The organism is Streptomyces sp. ISL-11 (assembly GCF_018614525.1).
Classification (GTDB): Bacteria; Actinomycetota; Actinomycetes; order Streptomycetales; family Streptomycetaceae; genus Streptomyces.
The window spans coordinates 18,659-18,956 of the sequence record NZ_JAGGOL010000109.1 but is presented as its reverse complement, the minus strand read 5'-3'; the positions used below and the strand labels follow the sequence as shown (position 1 = coordinate 18,956).

The following is a 298-nucleotide window of genomic DNA, read 5'->3' as shown; positions in this document are numbered from 1 at the left end:
GCCCCCGCCAAGGCCGAGGCGCCCGCCGCCGTGGCCCCCGCGCCGCAGCAGCCGGTCGCCGAGCGTCAGCCGCGCCGTCGCCGCACGCGTCCCCTGCGTCCGGAGCCGGTCGCCGAGGTCGGTTTCCAGACCGTCGAGACCGCCGCGGCGGCCATCGCGGCCATGATCCCGTCCCAGGCCGGCGAGTCCGCTCCCGCCGAGCCGAAGCGGTCGCGTGCCCGTAAGGCCGTGGCACCGGTGGCCGAGAAGGCCGTCGCCGAGACGGTCGAGGCCCCCGAGGCCGAGGTCAAGCCGAAGC

Annotated in this window: 1 pseudogene; it reads left to right on the top strand. The window is 78.5% G+C overall.

The features are described 5' to 3' along the window. A pseudogene (locus tag J7E86_RS22040) lies at window positions 1–298 on the top strand (DEAD/DEAH box helicase); the annotation flags it as partial.